Genomic DNA, 14749 nt, shown 5'->3' on the forward strand with positions numbered 1-14749 from the left:
CATGAAAGAATACAAAATGCAAATTACACAAAATGACTCTTTATCTAAGGTAGATGAGACGTTTTGTGAGTTAAAAAAAAATAAAAAATTAGCTTTGATGCCTTTTATAATGGCTGGGGATCCCAATATTGAAATAACGTCTGAGATCTTATTAAAGTTACAAGAAAATGGAGCTGACCTTATTGAATTAGGGGTCCCTTACAGTGACCCACTTGCAGACGGACCTGTTATTCAAGTGGCGGCCTCTCGCGCCTTAAAGTCAGGTACTAATTTAAGAAAAGTAATTAACCTTTTAGAGTCTTTAAAAGGTAAAATAAATATCCCCATCATCCTTTTTTCTTACTTAAATCCATTACTGAGTTTTGGCTTTGAAAAGTTTTGTGAGATGGCATTTAATGCTGGCGTTTCTGGACTAATAGTTCCTGATCTCCCTTTAGAGGAAGCTTATAAATTTTCTAAAATAGTAAGTAATCATTCTATGGACTTGATTTTATTGGTGGCCCCAACTACTCCTTTTGAAAGAATGAAGCAAATATCCAATCATACCAAAGGCTTTACTTATTTAGTAAGTGTGACAGGTGTCACTGGTGAGAGAAACAAAATGGAAAGTAGAGTTGAAAATCTTATAGCTAAATTAAAAGAAGTAAATACTAATCCAATTGCGGTTGGTTTTGGAATATCCACCCCTGAACATGTTAGTAGGGTACGTGAGTGGGGAGCAGATGGAGTAATTATTGGTAGTGCATTTGTAAAACGAATTTCTAGTTCAAGTGAAAAAGATGTAGTTGATCATGTTGGCGAATTTTGTAAAGATATGCGTTTAGCAGCTGATAAAAAATAAATACAAAGAGAATATATTGATAAGAAGCTAAATAAGAATTTAAAAATTAAGTATAAAATTTATGTTTCTCTCTCTAAGATTATTCTGTAGGTAATAATCTTATTTGTTTTTTCCCAAGCTTAATTTCAAATTCATCACCAGCTTTTAAATCTAAAAGTGCTGTATATGCTTTCCCAATCAATAGATTTCCATTCCCTTGAACTGTCGCAATATAGCTCAGTTTTCTTCCTCCTTTACCAATACCTGCAACTCCAGAGTCACCAAGATTAACTCCTTTAGCCTCTAGAAGTGCTTCATAAAATGCTGTAAAATTTAGGCGTTCACCCCCATTTTTCTTGGTGGTAACATATCCACATGCTCGAACAAGCTCAGACTTACTTACATCACCAAGCTCTTTAACTTTTGAGAGAAGATCACTACCAGTGAGCATAATTAATTAAAAGAAAGTCCATCTAATTAAGATAGCAATTTGTGTGTAATATATGCAATTATTTAGTATGTATTTATTCTATTATTTATCTTTAAAATGGAAAAGTTTGTAGTTTTTGGAAAGTACTGTGAAGATGCAATCATAAAAAGGGCGCCATTTCGCGAACAACATCTTAATAGACTTAAAAAATTAAAAGATCGCGATATTTTAGTTACTTTAGGACCCACAAAATGTACTAAATATTTGTTTGGAATCTTTCAGGCTGAAAATGAAAATCAATTAATAGATTTGATTGAGGAAGATATATATTGGAAAAAAGGTATATGGATTAATTATGATATTTATCCCTGGGTTCAAGCTTTTTGAACATAATTCATTATATTTTTAGTGTTTTATATTATTTATAAAAGTAAATTTATTTAAAAAAAAACTTGTAAAAATATTTTTATTAATAATTTAATTTTTGATTATTTATATAAATTAAAGCGATATTTATTAAAAGCTTATTTTTTAAGAGTGATATATTTCTTTGAAATCTTTTTGTGAATTTAAAAGATTATTTCTTATTAAAATAGAATAATTATTTACTAGCGTCTTGATTTATCTGATTTACTAAAGAGTCGATATCTAATTGATTATATGGTGGTGTTTGTTTTGTCTCTGGATAATCATATTTGATATTGTTTAACCAATTTTTTTCAATCCTTATGAGATTCTTTGCAACGTTGAACATCCCGCCTTTTTTATGTAATTCTTTTATTTTGAGAATAATCTCAGAGGTTCTGCTAGATTTAATATTTAATTCATTTGCTAAATCTTTTTGGTTAAATCCATGAGATTTCAACCAATCCTTAATGAAGGAGATGAGTTCTTTTTCTTCCTGTTGAGATAATTTGCTCATTTAATAAAAAGGGAATAACTTATTAAGCTTGTTCTCTGCTCTTGCTCTTATTGAAGGAGTCATATATTTGCTCCATATACTAAGTACTGCCGTGAGGGCGACAAAATCATCACTAAAACCAACTATTGGCATAAAGTCAGGGAAAAGGTCAAATGGCATAATTAAATAAGCTAGGGCAGCCATTAAGGAAACTCTTACTTGGGCTGGAGTAAAAGGATCTAAAGCCATCTCTAAAACTTCTAATGCAGGTTTAGCAATTGTTCTTCCTGCTCTAATAAGAATTTTGATGATGATATTCTCATCAAGTGTTGAACTTTCTAAAACTTCAGCATCATAAATTTTTTCTTTGTTTCTGTAATTCTCTTTCATCACTTATTTATGAAATTTAGATTTTCTTTTGGAATTTTTAGCTAATACTATCAACTAGCCCGTTTTGTAATCCTGCTTTTCTAAGTTTTCTTAAGGCTCGTTGAACAACTTGTCGGCAATATTCTCTACTACAACTCATATGTCTCGCAACTTCAGCTAAAGTTCTCCATTCATTAGAACCGTCTAGACCAAATCTTAGGCTTACTATTTTTCTTTCTTTTTCAGTTAAATTTGCTTTATCTAATAACTTCCAAGCTGAAGCTGTCCTTTCGGCTAATTCGGCTAATTCCATTGGTGGAGTTTGATCACTTGGAAGAATATCAACTAGCTCAGAGGGATCTGACTTTGATTTGACAGTACCTTGGAGACTAACAGTAATGCTTCTCAATTCACATGAGAGGAGCTCATCAACTTCCTCCTTAGTTATTTTCATTTCTTCAGCTAGTTCATCAGTCGTGGGTGCTACTCCCTTGAGTTGCATAAGCTTTGATTTTGCTGATCTTAATTTTGTGAGTTTTTCATTAATGTTTACTGGTATCCTTATAGTTCTACTTTGAGTTGATAATGCTCTATTTAATCCTTGTCTGATCCACCAATAAGCATAGGTGGAAAATCTGTGCCCCCTTGATGGATCGTATTTTTCTACAGCTCTTGTAAGGCCTAATGTCCCCTCCTGAATCAAGTCCAGCAATTCTAGCCCTTTGCCTTGATATCTCTTTGCAAGGTTGACAACTAGTCTTAAGTTGGCGGTTATCATTTCATTTTTGGCCTTTTCACCAATTTTGATCTTTTTCCTTTCGGCTTCGGAATATTCACACGCGGGTCCTTTACCACCTGCTTTTTGGCATCTATTAACAAGCACAACCATCTCTTGGACTTTTCTACCCATAGTGAGTTCTCTCTCTGGCGTCAAAAGTTGATGACGACCTATTTCACCAAGAAAATCGCTTAATGAACTCACGATTTACCTCTTTATTGATATATTCAACTTATAGTTAATTTAGTAATAAGCCATACATGTAATAATTAATTAATAATTAATTAATAATTTTTAATTAGCTAATTAACATTTTTTTCTTAAACTTTAGAATAAAAAATTTTAAACTCTGAATTTTTATTGGTTAATTTTTTCTTCTTGATTCTAGAACAGCAAGAACATCTCTCCACTCAATACCTTTGTACATAAGGGCTACTTGCAGATGATAAATTAAATCAGCAGCTTCATTTGAGATTGAATTTTTATCATTATCTTTGCAAGCCATTATAAATTCAGCAGATTCCTCTCCTATTTTTTTCAAAATAGTGTTACTGCCTTTTTTTAATAAATGATTTGTGTAACTTTTCTCAGAGGGATTTATTGATCTTTCGTTAATTGTATTGAATAATTCAGAGCAAATATTTGAGAAGGGAGTTGTGTTTTTCTCTTTTTTATCATTTTGATTAATTTGAATCTCATTGAAAAAACAACTTTTTTCTCCAGTGTGACATGCGCCTGAACCATTTTGTTCAATCAAGAGAATTAGTGCATCATTATCACAATCGAACCTTATCTTCTTCAGTATTTGGGTACTTCCACTTGTGGCTCCTTTTCTCCAAATTTCGGATCTTGATCGACTCCAGTAATGAACGTTTTTGGTTTCAAGTGTCATTGTCAAAGATTCTTTGTTCATCCAAGCAAGCATAAGAATTGATCCGTCAAGCCAATCTTGTGCAATTGCAGGGATTAATCCATAATTATCAAAGCTTAGATCTTCTAACGAGAAATTAGTTGAAAAAGTCATTATGTTAGTTATGTTAAATCCTATTCATTGGGTTCTATCAAAAATTATCCTAACAGTTAATTGATGTATATTCATTCTCTGAAATTTTCATGCAGCAAAAGTTACGAGGATTTTCCCTGTTCACATAGGCAATGGCGCCATGAAGGCCACTGCAGATTTGTTCATGGATATTCAAGATCATTCACCTTTTGGTTCACTGCAAAAAAATTAGACCTAAATGGTTTTGTTGTCGATTTTTCAAGTCTAAAACCCCTAGAAAATAGACTAAAGGAGCAATTTGACCATACTTTTCTAATAAATAAAGATGACCCTTTGCTGAATTACTGGGAAAAATTACATGACTTAGATGCTTTAGATCTGAGAATTATGGATAATGTGGGAATGGAGTTCACCTCTGAATTAATTTGGAGATGGGCTAATGAATACTTACAGGATAAAGATGAGGGCAGAACATGTTGTTGGAAAACAGAATCAAAAGAAAATAAATCGAATAAAGCAAGTTATGAGGAAATTCCTGATTGGTTCAAATCTTAGATTAAAGTTGTTAATTTAAAGTAATAAAGGATTCTTTAATTAGATATTTAATCAACATTTATCTCTCCATTAATCATATAAATATTAATCTCGTCTTTATTAAGGTAATGATTATTCAATATATTATTTGAAATTTTTGTCTCAATTTGTTTTTGAATAATTCTTTTTAAAGGCCTTGCACCATAGGCATGATCGAAACTATTTTCGACAAGTTGGTTAATTGCTTCATCCGTAATTTTGAATTTTAAGTTTTTTTTGTTAAGTCTTTTTTCTAAATGTTGAAGCTGGATTTTTGCAATTTCTTTTATGTCATTTAATTCTAAATTATTAAAAATAACTATTTCATCAAGTCGATTTAAAAACTCAGGCTTGAAAAATTTTTTTATTTCATTATCTACAACTTTTTTAATTTCATTTGTATCTTCTTGTCTAACTGATAAATCATTTATTGATTGACTTCCTAAATTACTTGTGAGAACAATGATTGAATTTTTGAAATTAATTGTACGACCTTGACCATCAGTAATGATTCCATCATCAAGAACCTGTAAGAGAATATCTAAAATATCTTTGTGAGCTTTCTCTATTTCATCTAGAAGTATTAATGAATAAGGATTTTTGCGTACAGCTTCAGTTAGTTGACCCCCTGATTCGAACCCTAAATATCCAGGAGGCGCACCTATAATTTTGCTCACTGAATGTTTTTCCATATATTCAGACATATCCAGTCTTGTAATTGAAGAATTTGAATCGAATATTATTTTAGCTGTTACTTTACTTAGCTCTGTTTTTCCAACACCAGTTGGACCTAAAAAAAGAAAACTAGCTAATGGCTTGCTTGGATCATTTAGACCAGTCCTTGATCTCTTAATGGAATCTGCAACTGCTCTAATTGCACTATCTTGACCAATAATTTTTTCTTTAAGGACTGACTCTAGGCTCAAGAGTTTATCTTTTTCTGACTGGTTTAAGTTCTGTACTGGAATAGAGGTCCACTTTGAGACAACTTCTGCAATATCATCAAAAGTTACCTCTTGTCTTAAAAGACTTGTATCTCCATTTTTTTGAGAATTTACTAGGGACTTACTTTTTTCTTTCAATTTTTTTTGCAAGGAATTTAAAGTTCCAAATTCTAATTCTGCTGCTTTGTTGAGGTCAAAATTCCTTTTGGCTTGATCTATTTGCAATTGAACAGATTCAATTTCTTCTTTTATGGTGCTAATCTCATCTATTTCATCTTTTTCTTTTTTCCATTGAGCACCTAATTCTGCCTGTTTATCTTTAAGGGATTTAAGTTCATTATTTATTTTTTTTAATCTTTCTATAGAAAAATCATCCGTTTCTCTTTTTAAAGATAATTTTTCCATTTCAAACTGTAGAACTTTTCGATCAATTTCATCAATTTCTTCAGGTTTGGAAGTTATGACCATATTTAATCTTGAGGCTGCTTCGTCGATTAGATCTATTGCCTTGTCAGGAAGAAATCTATCGTTAATATATCTTTCGCTAAGGGTTGCAGCTGCAACTAAAGCATTATCAGAAATTCTCACACTATGATGAACTTCGTATCTTTCTCTCAATCCTCTTAGAATTGATACAGTATCATCTATTGAAGGAGCATCAACTTTTATCTTTTGAAATCTTCGTTCTAAAGCAGGATCTTTTTCTATATTTTGTTTATGTTCATTAATAGTTGTAGCACCAATACATCTAAGTTCTCCTCTCGCAAGCATTGGTTTTAATAGGTTGCTTGCATCTAAAGAACCTCCACTAGCGCCTGCTCCAACTACCGTATGAATTTCATCAATAAAAAGAATAATCTTACCTTCTGATTCTTTCACTTTCTTTAGTATATTTTTTATTCTTTCTTCAAATTCTCCACGATATTTTGCTCCAGCTAAAAGTGAACCCATATCTAATGAAATTAGTTTCCTATCTTGAAGCGCAGAAGGTACATCGCCATTAATAATTCTTTGAGCTAACCCTTCTACAATGGCTGTTTTGCCAACCCCAGGTTCTCCAATAAGAACTGGATTATTTTTTGTTCTTCTACTCAATATTTGAATTGTTCTTCTAATCTCTTCATCCCTACCAATAACAGGGTCTAAAATCCCATCTCGTGCAGATTGAGTTAGATCAATACCATATTTTTCCAAAGACTCATTAGAACTATTAAATTCATTTTTTACTGCGGGATCTGACTTCATTTTCTTTATAATTTCAAGAAATTCTGGAATACCTTTTTGATTTAAAATTTGAAATCCATATTTATCATCATAAGTGAAACCGTAAACTAAGTGTTCTGTTGATATCACTACATCATTTAAAGTATTTTTAATATCATTCGCCTTCAAAAATACTTTGTGAAGTGTATCACCTATATATAAATTATCTTGTTTATTTCTCATTTTTGCCTTCGCATTTAATGAAGAAATTATTTCCCTCTCAAGATCTTTTAGATTTACATTATTTTTTTTAAAATCTTTTTTGTAATATTGTCATCTTTAATAAGAGCTAATAATAAATTATCAGAGTCTACATTTTGTTGATAATTTTTATAAGCAATTTCTTTGGCAAAAATAAAGCAGTTCCAAGCAGAATTTGAGAATTCGCTTGGAACTGTTTTCATCAATCAAAATTTTGGTATGACCGTAATAAAAATTAAGTCAAAAAGAGTATTTAACTATTTACAATGTTTATCTATTCAACAATAACTTTACCTACCATTCCAGCGCCTCTGTGTGGCTCGCAATAGTAATCATAAGTTCCAGCATTATCAAATGTTTCTTCCCAAGACTCTCCTGGAGCAAAAGCTAGGTCCGCATGACTTAAATCCTCATGCCCATCAAAAACAGCATTGTGAGGGGCAAGTTTATTATTGACGAATTTAACTGTATCACCAGCACTAATGGTTACTGTACTTGGTTCAAATGCAAGCATTCCAGCATCTGTTCCAAGTTTTACTTCAACAGTCTTAGCTGAAACTGATGAAATACCAAGACCTAGAGTTAAGACTATTGCAAATAACCCTGCAAAGATTGAACGTAACATAATAAAAATTTGCTTATTTATACATATTACAAGGCTTTGGTAACCTAACTGTGAGAATTTTAATTGTTATTACAGCTTGGTAACTTTGATAACCTTAAAATATCATTCAGTGACTTGGCATAACTTTTAAGTTTAAAAGTCTCAGGATTAGTGATGGGGACATGATTAAAGTCATATTTTTTGATACTGAAGCTATCCCAAGGAGTAGTTTGGATGGGGAGAATTCTTAATAATATTTTTAGGATTTTTTTTGTAAGCGGTATCGCAAAAAATCTCCTCATATTATGTTTCTTTAAAAGTGTAATTATGGCATAATCAATAGAAATGAATTTTTGACCTAGCACAAATTTTCTAAAGCCTTTGTATTGCTCTTCTTTATGATTTTTAATTAGAAACCCGCAAATCTGGGCGATATCATTTGCGTGTATAAAGTGAAATTTAGAATCGAGTTTTAAAAATCTTGCTAACCAAAGCCATTTCCCAATTTCTTTCAATCCACTAGTTAAATAACTCACAGGGTATTTACTTTTTTTTCCAAGATTCCCTCCAAAAACCAAGGTAGGGAAGACAGCGAATGTTTTTTCTGCAAATGAGCTTTCTCTAAGTCTCTGGAAACATTCATATTTTGTTTGAATGTACTCTGTTCCATAAATCAATGATTCCCTCATTAATTCTGTTTGGGTATCAAGAATACTAGCTGTTGAAAAATAAATAATCTTTTCTAACTTTTCAATATCAAGCATTTCTAGTAATTCTTCAAAAGCTTTAATATTTACTTCATAGGCTCTTTTTGGATCTCCCCAAGCTGTAGCAGTATGAATTAGGTAATTAATTTGGCTAATTTCCTTTTTATACCTATTGGATTCTCTGATATCGCACACCATTAACTTGACTTTTTTATTTTCTTGAACAGAAATTGGTAACTTACTTTTGTCTCTTACCATGAGATAAAGCCTGAATTTTGTGTTTTTCAAAAACCAATCAACTAAATATTGGCCAACACATCCATTAGCGCCTGTTATTAATAAGTTTTTATATCCCAAGACTTTGACTAGTAAGTGAGTTTTTTCCCATGTTCAAAAAATGTTTGAGCATTTTCTTCTGGAGTCCCAGGTAAAATCCCATGACCCAAATTAAGAATATATTTCCTGTCTTTGATTTTATTGAAAGTATTATCTATCCTTTCTTTTATTGATTCTTCGTTTCCGAATAAAATACCAGGGTCAACATTACCTTGAATTCCAATCCCCCTGGGAATTCTTTTACAAGCCTCTTCAATATCTACTGTCCAGTCTAATGAAATTATATCTACTCCAGTTTTTGCCATTCTTTCTAAAACACCAGCACTGCCTGAAATGTAAAGAATTATTGGTGTTTCAGGGTACGCCGCTTTTACAATTTCAACAACTTTTTTTTGATACGGCCCAGCAAAGACATCGTAATCTTGTGGGCTTAGTTGGCCGGCCCATGAATCAAAAATTTGTACTACTTGCGCTCCAGATTTTATTTGATATTTAAGATATTCACCAATAGATTTTGCAAAATGATCAAGAAGTTTATGAAGTAAATCCGGTTCATTAAAAGCCATTGATTTTATTAAAGAATAATTTTTACTGCTTTTACCTTCAACTACATATGCAGCAAGCGTCCAAGGTGCGCCAACAAAACCTAAAACTGTTGCCTCATTATTCACATCTTTTTTTAGTGAAGTAAGAACTTGCCCAACAAAACTTAAACTCTCACTTGGATTTAATTCTTTTAAATTTTCTACCTGGTTAAGAGTTCTTATTGGGTCCTCAATAATTGGACCTTTACTTTCTATTATTTCAAAATTTATGCCCATCCCTGGAAGAGGTGTGAGAATATCTGAAAAAAGGATCACTCCATCCGGCTTGAAAGCATGAAAAGGCTGCATTGAAATCTCATATGATAGTTCTGGATTTTCAGACCTCTCTCTAAAGCTTGGGTAACGCTCCCTTAAATCTCTATAGATTTTCATATATCTTCCTGCTTGCCTCATCATCCATACTGGAGGCCTATTTACTTTTTTACCTAGTGCGGCAGAGAGTAGTAGTGGTAAATCTTGACCCATTTTTCAATTCGATATTTTTAAAAAAATTAAAATCCAACTTAAAAATCTTACAATGTAAAGCAGAGCAAAAGCGTTATATGAACATTTATATGAAGCACTAAGTTAAATGAGCCTTCTTATTTTCTTGATTGATGTTTGAAGATACTCACGCTTAATGGGGGCAAAGCAAGTTCTAGAGCATTTTGATAATCATGAATATTGTAATTTATAGTTTCTTTACCCCCCATATTTCCTTTGTTACTACCCCCGTATCTAGAGCCATCTGAATTAAATATTTCTTTATAGAATCCTTCCACAGGAACACCTACTTTGTATGACCCATGAGTATTAGGTGTAAAGTTAGCAACAACAACAAGCCACTCATTAGTATCGTTTTCTCTTCTCATGAAACTTATAACCGAATTAGATTTGTCATTACAATCAATCCATTGGAATCCATAAGGATCAAAGTCATTTTTCCATAATGCAGGTTCATTTTTATAAAGAACGTTTAGGTCATCAATCAAGTTCCTGATACCTTTATGAGGCTCAAATTCTAGTAACTCCCATTGCAGATCATCCCAAACATTCCATTCTTGTCTTTGCCCAAATTCCATTCCCATAAATATCGTTTTTTTACCAGGGTGGGTCCACATATAAGTTAGTAATGCTCGAGTATTTGCATATTTCTTCCAGTCATCGCCAGGCATTTTATGTAAAAGATGACTTTTCCCGTGAACAACCTCATCATGACTAAGTGCAAGCATAAAGTTCTCTGTATAGTTATATGTGATTGAGAAAGTCACACTATTTTGATGGAATTGCCTAAACCAAGGATCTATTTCAAAATAATCAAGCATATCGTGCATCCATCCCATATTCCATTTCAAGTTAAACCCGAGCCCTCCCATGTCTGTTGGTTTGGTTACCATTGGCCAAGTTGTTGATTCTTCTGCAATAGAAAGTGCACCTGGGAAGTGTTGGAAGAGTACATGATTAGCCTGTTGAAGAAATTTAACGGCTTCTATATTTTCATTCCCACCATTTTCATTGGGTATCCATTCTCCATCTGGACGTAGATAATCTCTGTAAAGCATTGAAGCTACAGCATCTACTCTTATGCCATCAATATGAAACTCTTCAAACCAATAAACGAGGTTGGCTACTAAGAAATTTCTTACTTCGTTTCTGCTGTAATTAAATATTAGGGTTCCCCATTCTTTGTGTTCACCTATGCGTGAATCTCCATGTTCATAAAGATGACAACCATCAAAAAATGCTAAACCATGCTTATCTTTTGGAAAATGACCAGGCACCCAATCAAGAATTACGCCTATACCCTCTTCATGACATTTATTTACAAACTCTCTAAATTCATTTGGGGTGCCAAATCTACTTGTTGGTGCATACCAGCCTGTAACTTGGTATCCCCATGAACCATCGAAAGGATGTTCAGATATTGGCATTAGTTCAATATGAGTGAATCCTCTATCTTTTACGTAAGGGATGAGTTTCTTGGTTAATTCTGGATAAGTTAATAATCTGGTTCCAGGTTTTAAATCGGCCGCAGGTACTGGATCTCTTGGTTCACCATTGTCCTCCAGATATTTATTATCTGTTGATTCATGGAGCCAACTCCCTAAATGCATTTCATAAACTGAAATTGGCTTGTTAATTTGACTAGAAGAATCTCTATTTGAAATCCAAGAACTATCATTCCAATTAAAGTTTTTCAATTTTGAAACTATTGAACCATTTTGAGGTCTAATTTCATGAAGGAAACCATATGGGTCAGCTTTCTCATAAATATGACCTTGTTGTGTTCTTATTTCATATTTATATGTGTCGCCAACTTGCATTGTTGGCATGAATAGTTCCCAGATTCCCCCTAATCTTTTTTGCATTGGATGATGTCTCCCATCCCAAGAATTTATATCTCCAATTATCGAGATTGATTTTGCATTTGGAGCCCAAATGCAAAACATGACTCCTCTTTGATTCTTTTCTTCAATGAGATGTGCTCCCATTTTTTCCCAAATATGATGATGATTGCCTTCTGCAAAAAGATGTCTATCAACTTCTCCCATCCACTCTTCTCTATATGACCAAGGGTCATGTTGTGTATGTGTGAGCCCTCCTCGTGAAATATTTAGTTCGTAATTATAATTTGGATTTTCAGGCAGGATAGCTTCAAAAAGCCATTTATGGTTTATGCTTTCCGCCTTATAGGAATTGTTTTTAAAATTTATTTTAACTTCGTCTGCTTCAGGCATCCATACCCTTACAACCCATTGTTCTTCATAAAAATGAGGACCTAATATTTTTAATGGATTATCATTGCAACAATTTTCTAGGTTGATAGCTTCTGATTTAATCCAGTCTGCTTGAATTGTCTCGATCATGACTGGTAGATATTAAGGGTTTATATTATCAAATGATTAACCAAAAAAATAATTATTTAAGAAAAAAAAGGGGTCATTTTCATAAATGTTCTTTTAAGGCTAAAACTGAGAGTAATAACTCTATGATTTGCTGATGGGGCTCCAATATTTCCCTCCTCAAATCCAGGATTAACACCAATAGCGGGATAAGCTGCTGCAGATATAGATAAGCGAAGCTTGCTATCTTTAATCAAACAAATATTTGTTGGCTGCATTGTTATTTGATAAATGCATTCTTCATTTATTTTGGAGTTTTTAACCCTTAAGAATCCTGTTGAAAATTGATTCGCCTTTTCATTACCTTCTTCAACTAGAGATAAAGCAAGGCAGATATCAAAATTGGGCTGATCACTTTTTACTTGGATTTCTAAAGTGGGAACTCCTCTTAAATATTGATCTTCTTCAAAAGAATTGGTTTGAAAAACACCTACATCCAGGCGTTTATCAATAATACTTCTATTAAACTTTCCTGGATTTGGACCTAAATGACCACCGTCAGATGGAGTAGGCCTCCATGGGTCATTAACAATTGTGAACCATCCTGATCCTTTTGAATTTATGGTCAGACTTCCATCTTCAACCTCTATATTTGCCGTGCCATCGCTTTTGAGTCCAAAAATAAATTCAGGGTGAAATTTATTATCTAATTCTTCCCATTTATTTAATGAAATATTCCATATTTTTTTCTCGTCTTTAAAATTCTTAGAATTTAATTTTTCATCTAATTTTAAATGTTTATCAAAAAATTTTAATAAAGATTCTTGTGATCCCTCCCACCAATTTAGATGTGTCGCATTCCCAATAATAATCTCTGGGCTTCCACCAGCGTCTTTAGATTTTTTATAAAGATCAAAGGCACCTTTTAAATGTGGATCCCAAAGTCCTCCAATAATTAACATAGGTTGTTTTATCCATGTTGAAATTGGTTTAAATTCTTCAAATGGGCGAGCATTATTTAAATTTTTAAGCCATTCCAAAACAAAGCTATTAGGATCATATTTTTTTAAAGTGTCAATTCCTTCCCTTAAATAACTTTTATTTTCTAAGGCTAATCTTATCTTTTCCCACTCAAGTAATTTATTTTCTCTTTTCATCTTAAGTGCTGCGATTTGAAGTCCCCATGCAATATTGTTATGCCACCAATATGCTCCTCCATCTGAGCACCAATGATCCTTAATATTCATCCCAGTCATTGCTGGAGATAAACAATCGGGCGGCTTTGAATTTAAATCACCAGTTAGTTGAGTAAATCCTTGATATGAAAAACCATATAAGCCAAGTTTCCCATTACATTCTTTTAGAGACCTTACCCATTCATGTGTTTCTGTAGTATCGCTAGCTTCTTGAGAAAAACCGTTGAAAATTCCTTCAGAAGAACCCATACCTCTAACATCTTGAATTATTACCATATATCCTTTGGAAGCCCACCATTCTGGGTGAGAATAGGTAATAGTTGAAGCTATTTCCCTGCCATATGGTTGTCTCATCAATAATGCAGGCCATGGCCCATTATTATTAGGTAACCAAATCCTGGATATAAGTCTTACTCCATCTCTAAGTACTAGAGACTTGTCGAACCATCTTGAACCAGACATTTAGGCTTTAGATAATGTCTGGGCAGTGCAGCCCAATGACGTAAATAGAAAAGATCTCTGCGTTAACGGGAGTTAATTTTTTTTTGTTTGATACATACTCTATAGCTTTATCTGAACTAGCTGAAATGCCTTTTGAATTAAACTCTCTAAACTTATTACATAAAATCTTAGCTTCGTTTGGATTCTTTTTTACAGTCTCCAATAAGTTAGATTGACTTAAAACAGGGTATAAAGGGTTGGAAAACAAAAATAAAAAAAATAACAAATGTTTCATTATCACTTACTTTTTCTAAATTCTACATTAAAAAAATTTTTTATCAAAGATTTCCAATAGATTTGTCGATTTGACTAGCTTTTTTAATCCATTCTTTTAAGAGAGTAAAAGTTCTATCTGTATCAGTTTTTACTCTAAGATTTCTTTCTAATCTACCAATTTTGCGTTCTAATTCGTAAGGGGTAGATTGTGATAATGATTTAAGAGAAGATATACCGCAATGCAAAAGTAGATATGCTTGCGGTGGAGAAATTCCAATTTCTTTTTTAAATATAGCTATAGCTCTAATTTTCTTAAGATTATTCAATGTACATAGTGAAGATTTTCTTTGAATCTCATTTATATCTAAGTCCGAAAGATTACTTAATTTTTCAAAGTCAGTTAGATTATTTTGAATAAAAAAAGATTTCTCATGTCTAAAATTAATTGGCAAATAATCTAAAAAGGTTTTACTTTCCATT

Annotated in this window: 15 protein-coding genes and 1 pseudogene; 3 read left to right on the top strand and 13 right to left on the bottom strand. The window is 32.5% G+C overall.

The genetic code is table 11. The annotated features are described in order from the left end of the window. The first annotated feature begins 1 nt into the window (after position 1). Positions 2-841 carry a tryptophan synthase subunit alpha gene (gene trpA, locus EW14_RS03005; protein WP_042850020.1) on the top strand — a complete coding sequence of 280 codons (840 nt, stop codon included), beginning with the start codon at positions 2-4 and terminating at the stop codon, positions 839-841. A 79-nt stretch (positions 842-920) separates the two neighbouring features. Here the strand turns inward: trpA and EW14_RS03010 are convergent, their stop codons facing one another. Then, positions 921-1271, bottom strand: a complete 351-nt coding sequence (locus tag EW14_RS03010; protein ID WP_042850021.1) for an AbrB family transcriptional regulator — start codon at positions 1269-1271, stop codon at positions 921-923. 96 nt (positions 1272-1367) lie between these two features. Here EW14_RS03010 and EW14_RS03015 point away from each other — a divergent pair, with 96 nt between their 5' ends. Then, positions 1368-1637 (top strand): YciI family protein, encoded by a 270-nt coding sequence (locus EW14_RS03015; RefSeq protein ID WP_042850022.1) that lies wholly within the window; start codon positions 1368-1370, stop codon positions 1635-1637. 214 nt (positions 1638-1851) lie between these two features. Here the strand turns inward: EW14_RS03015 and EW14_RS03020 are convergent, their stop codons facing one another. From EW14_RS03020 to hisIE, 4 genes are all read right to left on the bottom strand, one after another. After that, entirely contained in the window at positions 1852-2172 is a 321-nt protein-coding gene (locus EW14_RS03020; protein ID WP_042850023.1) for a hypothetical protein, read from the bottom strand. Beyond that, positions 2173-2541, bottom strand: a complete 369-nt coding sequence (locus EW14_RS03025; protein WP_042850024.1) for a YkvA family protein — start codon at positions 2539-2541, stop codon at positions 2173-2175. A gap of 37 nt (positions 2542-2578) precedes the next feature. Further along, positions 2579-3502 carry a sigma-70 family RNA polymerase sigma factor gene (locus tag EW14_RS03030; RefSeq protein ID WP_042850025.1) on the bottom strand — a complete coding sequence of 308 codons (924 nt, stop codon included), beginning with the start codon at positions 3500-3502 and terminating at the stop codon, positions 2579-2581. A gap of 160 nt (positions 3503-3662) precedes the next feature. Then, a complete protein-coding gene (gene hisIE / locus EW14_RS03035) occupies positions 3663-4322 on the bottom strand; it encodes a bifunctional phosphoribosyl-AMP cyclohydrolase/phosphoribosyl-ATP diphosphatase HisIE (RefSeq protein ID WP_042850026.1) in 660 nt (219 codons plus the stop codon). A 63-nt stretch (positions 4323-4385) separates the two neighbouring features. On the opposite strand from hisIE, the gene EW14_RS03040 reads away from it, so the two are divergent. Then, positions 4386-4856 (top strand): 6-carboxytetrahydropterin synthase, encoded by a 471-nt coding sequence (locus EW14_RS03040; RefSeq protein WP_042850027.1) that lies wholly within the window; start codon positions 4386-4388, stop codon positions 4854-4856. A gap of 47 nt (positions 4857-4903) precedes the next feature. Here EW14_RS03040 and EW14_RS03045 read toward each other — a convergent pair. The 8 genes and pseudogenes from EW14_RS03045 to EW14_RS03080 form a co-directional block, all read right to left on the bottom strand. Beyond that, positions 4904-7485, bottom strand: a pseudogene (locus EW14_RS03045) (ATP-dependent Clp protease ATP-binding subunit). 71 nt (positions 7486-7556) lie between these two features. Beyond that, a complete protein-coding gene (gene petE, locus EW14_RS03050) occupies positions 7557-7907 on the bottom strand; it encodes a plastocyanin (RefSeq protein WP_042850028.1) in 351 nt (116 codons plus the stop codon). A 59-nt stretch (positions 7908-7966) separates the two neighbouring features. Continuing rightward, the gene (locus EW14_RS03055) at positions 7967-8950 is read right to left on the bottom strand and encodes an NAD(P)-dependent oxidoreductase (protein WP_042850030.1); all 984 of its coding nucleotides are present in this window, start codon (positions 8948-8950) and stop codon (positions 7967-7969) included. A gap of 8 nt (positions 8951-8958) precedes the next feature. Further along, positions 8959-9999: a uroporphyrinogen decarboxylase gene (gene hemE / locus EW14_RS03060; protein ID WP_042850031.1), complete on the bottom strand. Its 1041-nt coding sequence runs from the start codon at positions 9997-9999 to the stop codon at positions 8959-8961. A 116-nt stretch (positions 10000-10115) separates the two neighbouring features. Further along, positions 10116-12380, bottom strand: coding sequence for a 1,4-alpha-glucan branching protein GlgB (gene glgB / locus EW14_RS03065; RefSeq protein ID WP_042850032.1), 2265 nt, complete (start codon positions 12378-12380; stop codon positions 10116-10118). Between the two features lie 56 nt (positions 12381-12436). Further along, positions 12437-14014, bottom strand: coding sequence for a CocE/NonD family hydrolase (locus tag EW14_RS03070; protein WP_042850033.1), 1578 nt, complete (start codon positions 14012-14014; stop codon positions 12437-12439). Positions 14015-14021: 7 nt separating this feature from the next. After that, complete coding sequence (locus EW14_RS10555) at positions 14022-14288, bottom strand: hypothetical protein (protein WP_042850034.1); 267 nt, start codon at positions 14286-14288, stop codon at positions 14022-14024. 43 nt (positions 14289-14331) lie between these two features. Beyond that, entirely contained in the window at positions 14332-14748 is a 417-nt protein-coding gene (locus tag EW14_RS03080) for a DUF4332 domain-containing protein (RefSeq protein WP_042850035.1), read from the bottom strand. Between the last annotated feature and the right edge of the window lies 1 nt (position 14749).

Origin of the sequence: Prochlorococcus sp. MIT 0604 (assembly GCF_000757845.1) — a bacterium.
Taxonomy (GTDB): Bacteria; Cyanobacteriota; Cyanobacteriia; order PCC-6307; family Cyanobiaceae; genus Prochlorococcus_A.

Excerpts from the sequence above, each read along its gene's own strand:
- EW14_RS03010 (WP_042850021.1), bottom strand. The coding sequence starts at position 1,271 with ATGCTCACTGGTAGTGATCTTCTCTCAAAAGTTAAAGAGCTTGGTGAT.
- EW14_RS03015 (WP_042850022.1), top strand. The coding sequence starts at position 1,368 with ATGGAAAAGTTTGTAGTTTTTGGAAAGTACTGTGAAGATGCAATCATA.
- EW14_RS03025 (WP_042850024.1), bottom strand. The coding sequence starts at position 2,541 with ATGAAAGAGAATTACAGAAACAAAGAAAAAATTTATGATGCTGAAGTT.
- hisIE (WP_042850026.1), bottom strand. The coding sequence starts at position 4,322 with ATGACTTTTTCAACTAATTTCTCGTTAGAAGATCTAAGCTTTGATAAT.
- EW14_RS10555 (WP_042850034.1), bottom strand. The coding sequence starts at position 14,288 with ATGAAACATTTGTTATTTTTTTTATTTTTGTTTTCCAACCCTTTATAC.
- EW14_RS03040 (WP_042850027.1), top strand. The coding sequence starts at position 4,386 with ATGTATATTCATTCTCTGAAATTTTCATGCAGCAAAAGTTACGAGGAT.
- glgB (WP_042850032.1), bottom strand. The coding sequence starts at position 12,380 with ATGATCGAGACAATTCAAGCAGACTGGATTAAATCAGAAGCTATCAAC.
- trpA (WP_042850020.1), top strand. The coding sequence starts at position 2 with ATGAAAGAATACAAAATGCAAATTACACAAAATGACTCTTTATCTAAG.
- hemE (WP_042850031.1), bottom strand. The coding sequence starts at position 9,999 with ATGGGTCAAGATTTACCACTACTACTCTCTGCCGCACTAGGTAAAAAA.
- EW14_RS03080 (WP_042850035.1), bottom strand. The coding sequence starts at position 14,748 with ATGGAAAGTAAAACCTTTTTAGATTATTTGCCAATTAATTTTAGACAT.
- petE (WP_042850028.1), bottom strand. The coding sequence starts at position 7,907 with ATGTTACGTTCAATCTTTGCAGGGTTATTTGCAATAGTCTTAACTCTA.
- EW14_RS03070 (WP_042850033.1), bottom strand. The coding sequence starts at position 14,014 with ATGTCTGGTTCAAGATGGTTCGACAAGTCTCTAGTACTTAGAGATGGA.
- EW14_RS03020 (WP_042850023.1), bottom strand. The coding sequence starts at position 2,172 with ATGAGCAAATTATCTCAACAGGAAGAAAAAGAACTCATCTCCTTCATT.